We start from the raw sequence: 6,019 nt of genomic DNA, 5'->3' as shown, positions 1-6,019 counted from the left end.
ACTCGATCGACCATCGCGAATCCCTCCTCGCCGGATATCCGCATGGAATCACCGATCCGATTCTGTGCAAAGCCCTTACAAGGGGAGAAGGAAGAACTCCCATTTGACGATCCCTGCCCTCGCCTGTAGCTGTCGATCACCCCTAGCGAGGAGCGGCATTGCGATGGCGAGCGGCGAAGGTTTCTCCGACTTCTTCTACGCCGCGCCAGACGGCCTGAAACTCCACGCCCAGATTTATGGCGAAGCGAATGCCGGCAGCTGGCCGGTCGTCTGCCTGCCCGGACTCACCCGTAACGCCCGCGATTTCCACGAACTGGCACTCCACCTCTCAAGCAAGGCGGAAAGGCCGCGAAAAGTCCTCGCCTTTGACTATCGCGGGCGCGGACAATCCGACCACGACCCGGATATCGGCCACTATAATGTCGGCGTCGAAGCCGGCGATGTCCTTGCCGGATTGTCGGCGCTCGGCATCGAGCAGGCCGCCTTCGTCGGCACGTCGCGGGGCGGCCTGATCATCCATGTGCTCGGCGCATTGAAGCCCGCCGTGCTGAAAGCCATCGTGCTCAACGACATCGGCCCGGTAATCGAGGCAGCGGGCCTGGCTCATATCCGCTCCTATCTCGACCCGGCGCCGAGACCGAAGACATTCGCCGAGGCGGTGGATGCTCAGCGCAGCGTGCATGGCGCCGATTTCCCGGCGCTCACCGACGCCGACTGGCTGCGGATGGTCCGGGCAATCTGCCGCGAGACGGAGGCCGGCTGGCTGCCGGATTTCGATCCGGCGCTGGTGGGGACACTGGCCGGCGTCGATTTCAGCAAGCCGTTGCCGGATCTGTGGCCGCAGTTCGACGCTTTAGCCACCGTGCCGCTGCTTGCCATTCGCGGCGGCAATTCAAAACTATTATCCGCTGCGACCGTCGAGGAGATGGGAAGGCGGCATCCCGGCATGGAAACGATCACCGTCGAAGGTCAGGGACACGCGCCCTTTCTGGAAACCGGCACTCTGCCGCGGGAGATTGCGGATTTCCTTGATCGGGCAGAGCGCAAATCAAAATAAAGTAAAGCCCGAGACTAACTCAATCTCGGGCTTGTCGATAAAATATAGATTCGCCGACGCGCGCCGCTCGCCTATTTGCCCTTCGAGCTCTTGCGGCGCGCCTTCGCCGGTTCCGATCCGCTCTGCTTCCGAGCCGTCTTGACGGGTGACGGCGCGGTCAACGGAGACGCAAAAACCGAGCTCTCCGCCGGGCGCGGGGCCTCGTCGGTACGCGGCTTCTCCAGAACGACGACGCAGCCATCGAGGTCGTTGGTGGCGAGATGCGCGTAACGCATGGTCATCGACAGCGTCTGGTGGCCGAGCCACATCTGCACGCGCCTTATATCGATGCCGCCCTGAACGAGGCGGGAGGCGCAGGTGTGGCGCAGGATATGCGGCACCACCTGTTCATCGGCGCCAAGACCGACTTCCGCTTTCGCTTCGTTCCAGATGGCGCGGTACTGCGCCTGCGTCAGTTTGGTGAAGGGACCTTTCGGCCGGCGCCCTTCCGTGTTTGGCGGCAGCTTGATCACCTCCTTGACCCGCTCGGTCATCGGAATGGTGCGGCTGCGGCCCGATTTGGTGATCCAGAAGGAAACGCGGTGCTCCTGAATGTCGTTCCAGATCAGGCCGAGCGCCTCGCCGAGGCGGCAGCCGGTATCGACCAGAAAGACGGAGAGCCTGTAGGCGTCCTCGCTGCGGCTTCTGATCGCCGCGAACAGCCTCGCTTCTTCGTCCCTCTCGAGGAAACGAATCCGTCCCGCACGCTCCTTCTGGCGGCGAAACTCGGGCAGGCTGTGGATATCTCCCATCTTATGAGCCTTGCGCAGCAGCTTGCTGAGTGCAGCCATCTTGCGATTGATGGTTGCGTTGCTGTTCCCGCGCTGGCGCAAGGTACCGATAAGATTGTCCAAGGTGTTCTGGTCGAAGGTGCTGAAACGTTCTCCGAGAAGGATCTCGTCTATTTCACCGATGAACGAGCTGACATTGTATTTATGCCGCCCATCATCCCAGAGTATATCCCGGTATGCTGCAAAGAGTTCCCCGATCCTGTACGATTTTACTTCCCGGATCTTGTTGTAGGTGTACCTAAACTTCGAATTCTGAGAAGAAAATACCGCAAATTGACCAGAGGGCTCCCCCTCTTGAATCGCTTCGTTCGACATTTTTAGCCACACCCCCTGTGGTTAAGCTTTCAGCCCTAACCGTTCGGAGATGTCCTTTCAAGAGTTTTCGAATCTCGCGGCCGACCACATCCGCCAGTGGCGGATCCCACAAAGTCGCTCCACAGACCCGATCAGCTTACCGTTTTCACCCCCATCCTTTCGTTTGGCCTATCGCGAAAACAAAACGGCCCGAGCGTACGCTCGGGCCGGATTTCCCTTGTAGCAGTCCAGCCCTTAGAAGGAGCGCTGGAAGCGAAGCATGCCGCCGACGCTGTTCTTCTTGTCAGCGTTGGTCCAGTTGAGTCTGTCGGTACCGGTGCCGAAATCGTCGAACCTGCCAGCGTGCAAGTAGTCGACTTCGGCCGTAATCGTCAGGCCGGGCACGATGTCGTAAGCGACGTTCGCGGCGATACCGAGATTCTTCCACTCGTCATACGACGCCTGAAGGTTGAACGAGGTCTTCTCGTTGAACTTGTAGGTGCCGCCGCCCCAGACTGCCCAGTTGCCGCCCCACTGCTTGTAGAAGCCGCGGCCACCGGCCGGGATTGCCCAGGTCGCGTCGCTGAGGTTGTCATCGGTGCCGTAGCCAGCCATGATGAACAGCGAGAGCGCGTCGGTGGCGTTCACGTCCAAGCGAACCTTGCCGGCCACTTCCTCGTAGTTGCTGTCGTAGGCCACGACGCCGGTGATGGCGCCCCAGCCCTGCGTCCACTTCACGCCGCCGACGACGTGCGGAACATAGCTGTCGATGGTGCCGACGAGGCCCTGGCCTTCTTCCAGCGAGACCACCGCCGAGAAGCCGTTGCCGGCGTCGAAGTAGTACTGGACGACGTTGGTGTCGAAATCGCCGTAGGGAACGAGCGTATCCTGGATGACGTTGCCGGCATAGCCGATGAACGTGTTGAAGGCCGATTCGTCCTTACCGACGCGGAGACCACCGAGCTGGATCCAGGCGAAGTTCAGCGAAACGCCCTTATTGTGGGCGAAATTGGTGTCCCCATTGGTGCGGTAGCCGTAGTCGTTGTGATTGCCGAAGTTGAAGCGGGTCTCGGTGTAGGTCTTCAACGTGCCGAGCTCGGTCTCCTGGCCCGTCCAGGTCTTCAGCGTGAAGCGGGCCTGCTTGTAGAACGTGTCCTGCTGGTCGCCATCCTCATGATCGAACGCCTTCGCGCCGTCGAACGAGCCGACGTCGCCGATGCCGATGTCGTAACGGACATAGCCGCCGATGCGCAGGCAGGTTTCGGTGCCGGGGATGTAGAAGTAGCCCGAGCCGTACACGTCGCAGATCTTGACGTATTCAGCCGGTTCCGGCTCGGCGACGGTCACCGCGTCGGCGGCGCGGGCGCCCGAAACTGCGATCAGGGCCGCAGCTGAGCCGAGAAGAAGGCTCTTGATGTTCATTTTCTGACCTCCAGTCAAAAGTTAAAAAACGGGTCTGGGTATTTTTTGCTGAAGGACAGCGTTCCCTGCCCCATCCCCACTTACCGAAAAAGATGCGCACCGCGCCGCTCCTTCGAACGTGACCTTTACCCAGGCGGCGGCGGGGTTCAACCACGATCGTATCGGCGAAAGCCCTATCCGGACTCTATCCCCGGACGTTGTTGCACAAATGACACGATTTGGCCTCACTCCGAAAGTTCTCATTAACCAATAAGGCCTTGCAGCCGGTCGAATCCGGCGATGGACGGCCGAAATTGCGGTGCCAGTCCCGAGTCGCCGGGCAGGGAATCGCCATGGAATCGCCGCATGGCTCCGCCCGCCGAGCTGCACCATGCCGAATTTTCGGCGATTATGGCGCCGGCTTGTTGATTGTGCCGGCGCTTTTCTTTATCCAGCGGCGCGACGGAGAGGTGGCCGAGTGGTCGAAGGCGCTCCCCTGCTAAGGGAGTAGAGGTCAAAAGCTTCTCGTGGGTTCGAATCCCATCCTCTCCGCCATCCTGCTTCGCGCTACGCGCTTCGCAGGACAAGCCCCAACAGTTCGCGCGAAGCAGGATGGCGGAGAGGATGCCCTCCGAAGCCTTGGCGTAGGAGGGCCGGTTCGTTCGGCATGCGCTACGCGCTACGCACCATCCAACGAATCCCGCGCAAATATAGGATTGGCAGTACCCCAGGCGCGAAGCAGGATGTCCTCCGAAGCCGCAGCGAAAGGGGCCGAGCTCTGTGGTACGTGTATCTTCTGGAAAGCGAGGCTTCGGAAGGCGAGCGCTATATCGGCGTGACATCCGACCTGAAGCGACGGATGGCCGAGCACAATGCTGGGAAGTCCAGTCACACTTCCAAGTTTCTCCCGTGGCGAATCGTGACCTACTTGGCCTTTTCGAGCCAGGCGAAGGCGGCTTCATTCGAGCGCTATCTCAAATCCGGATCCGGCCACGCGTTCGCCAGCAAACGCCTTTGGTAGAATTCACCAGAGCAAAAAAGTAGCAATAACAAAGCACTGGCGTTGATGGCGGTCGAATGAAGTCGACTCTTCCGTTCGATTCTGACTGGAGGTCAGAAAATGAACATCAAGAGCCTTCTTCTCGGCTCAGCTGCGGCCCTGATCGCAGTTTCGGGCGCCCGCGCCGCCGACGCGGTGACCGTCGCCGAGCCGGAACCGGCTGAATACGTCAAGATCTGCGACGTGTACGGCTCGGGCTACTTCTATATCCCCGGCACCGAGACCTGCCTGCGCATCGGCGGCTATGTCCGTTACGACATCGGCCTCGGAGACGTCGGCTCGTTCGACGGAGCGAAGAACGTCGACCACCAGGACGGCGACATCCACAGCACCTGGTACAAGAACACCCGCTTCACGCTGAAGACGTGGACGGGCCAGGAGACCGAGCTCGGCACGTTGAAGACCTACACCGAGACCCGCTTCAACTTCGGCAACAACAATCGCGGCGCCTCCGTTTCACGCACCGGTGGTGGCGCCATCACCGGCTTCACCGACAATCCTGCGGGCAACAAAGGCGTCACGCTGAACTTCGCCTGGATCCAGCTCGGTGGTCTGCGCGTCGGTAAGGACGAATCGGCCTTCGACACGTTCATCGGCTATGCCGGCAATGTCATCCAGGATACGCTGGTCCCCTATGGCGACTTCGACACCAACGTCGTCCAGTATTACTTCGACGCCGGCAACGGCTTCTCGGCCGTGGTCTCGCTCGAAGAAGGGGAAGGCACTGTCGGGACCATCGACAGCTATGTTCCGCATGTCGTCGGCGGTGTGAAGTGGACGCAGGGCTGGGGCGCCATCACCGGCGTCGTGGCCTACGACAGCAACTACGAGGAAGTCGCCGGCAAGGTCCGCTTGGACGTCAACGTCACCAATGAACTGTCGCTGTTCGGCATGTTCGGCTACGGCAGCGACAACAATCTGAGCGACCCGACCAATGTCATCGACGCCCGCGGTCGCGGCTTCTACAAGATCTGGGGCGGCAACTGGGCATTCTGGGCCGGCGGCACCTACAAGTTCAACGAGAAGACCTCGTTCAACCTCCAGGTGTCGGGTGACGAGGACAAGAACTACGGCGTGGCGGCGAACGTCGCCTACGACATCGTTCCCGGCTTCACGGTCACCGCCGAAGTCGACTACGATCACTTTGGCAAGTTTGACCAGTGGAACGCCGATCCCACCTCGACCGTCAACTTCACCGGTGCGGACAAGAAGAACAGCGTCGGCGGCCTGCTCCGCTTCCAGCGTTCGTTCTAACAGGCATTGCCTGATCGAAATCGATAACCCGGCGGGCAACCGCCGGGTTTTTCTTTCTCCCTTCCAGCACCCCGGCACCGTTTGCACAAAGCGCTGCATTCGGCGCGATCGCCGGAATTGCAC

Annotated in this window: 5 protein-coding genes and 1 tRNA gene; 4 read left to right on the top strand and 2 right to left on the bottom strand. The window is 60.6% G+C overall.

The window, feature by feature from the left end; translation table 11 throughout:
* The first annotated feature begins 163 nt into the window (after positions 1–163).
* On the top strand, positions 164–1,057 hold the full coding sequence (locus tag LB538_RS06345) for an alpha/beta fold hydrolase (RefSeq protein ID WP_224529781.1): 894 nt from the start codon (positions 164–166) through the stop codon (positions 1,055–1,057).
* 71 nt (positions 1,058–1,128) lie between these two features.
* Here the strand turns inward: LB538_RS06345 and LB538_RS06340 are convergent, their stop codons facing one another.
* Positions 1,129–2,202 (bottom strand): tyrosine-type recombinase/integrase, encoded by a 1,074-nt coding sequence (locus tag LB538_RS06340; protein WP_224529784.1) that lies wholly within the window; start codon positions 2,200–2,202, stop codon positions 1,129–1,131.
* Positions 2,203–2,436: 234 nt separating this feature from the next.
* Positions 2,437–3,603 (bottom strand): porin, encoded by a 1,167-nt coding sequence (locus LB538_RS06335; protein ID WP_224529786.1) that lies wholly within the window; start codon positions 3,601–3,603, stop codon positions 2,437–2,439.
* A gap of 443 nt (positions 3,604–4,046) precedes the next feature.
* Here LB538_RS06335 and LB538_RS06330 point away from each other — a divergent pair.
* The 3 genes from LB538_RS06330 (at position 4,047) to LB538_RS06320 (ending at position 5,896) form a co-directional block, all read left to right on the top strand.
* A tRNA-Ser gene (locus tag LB538_RS06330) sits at positions 4,047–4,137 on the top strand.
* A 223-nt stretch (positions 4,138–4,360) separates the two neighbouring features.
* Positions 4,361–4,603: a GIY-YIG nuclease family protein gene (locus LB538_RS06325; protein WP_224530027.1), complete on the top strand. Its 243-nt coding sequence runs from the start codon at positions 4,361–4,363 to the stop codon at positions 4,601–4,603.
* A 99-nt stretch (positions 4,604–4,702) separates the two neighbouring features.
* A complete protein-coding gene (locus LB538_RS06320) occupies positions 4,703–5,896 on the top strand; it encodes a porin (RefSeq protein ID WP_224529788.1) in 1,194 nt (397 codons plus the stop codon).
* Positions 5,897–6,019 lie beyond the last annotated feature (123 nt).

Origin of the sequence: Mesorhizobium sp. Ca11 (genome assembly GCF_020165275.1) — a bacterium.
Taxonomy (GTDB): Bacteria; Pseudomonadota; Alphaproteobacteria; order Rhizobiales; family Rhizobiaceae; genus Mesorhizobium.
This window is presented reverse-complemented; position numbering and strand designations above follow the sequence as displayed.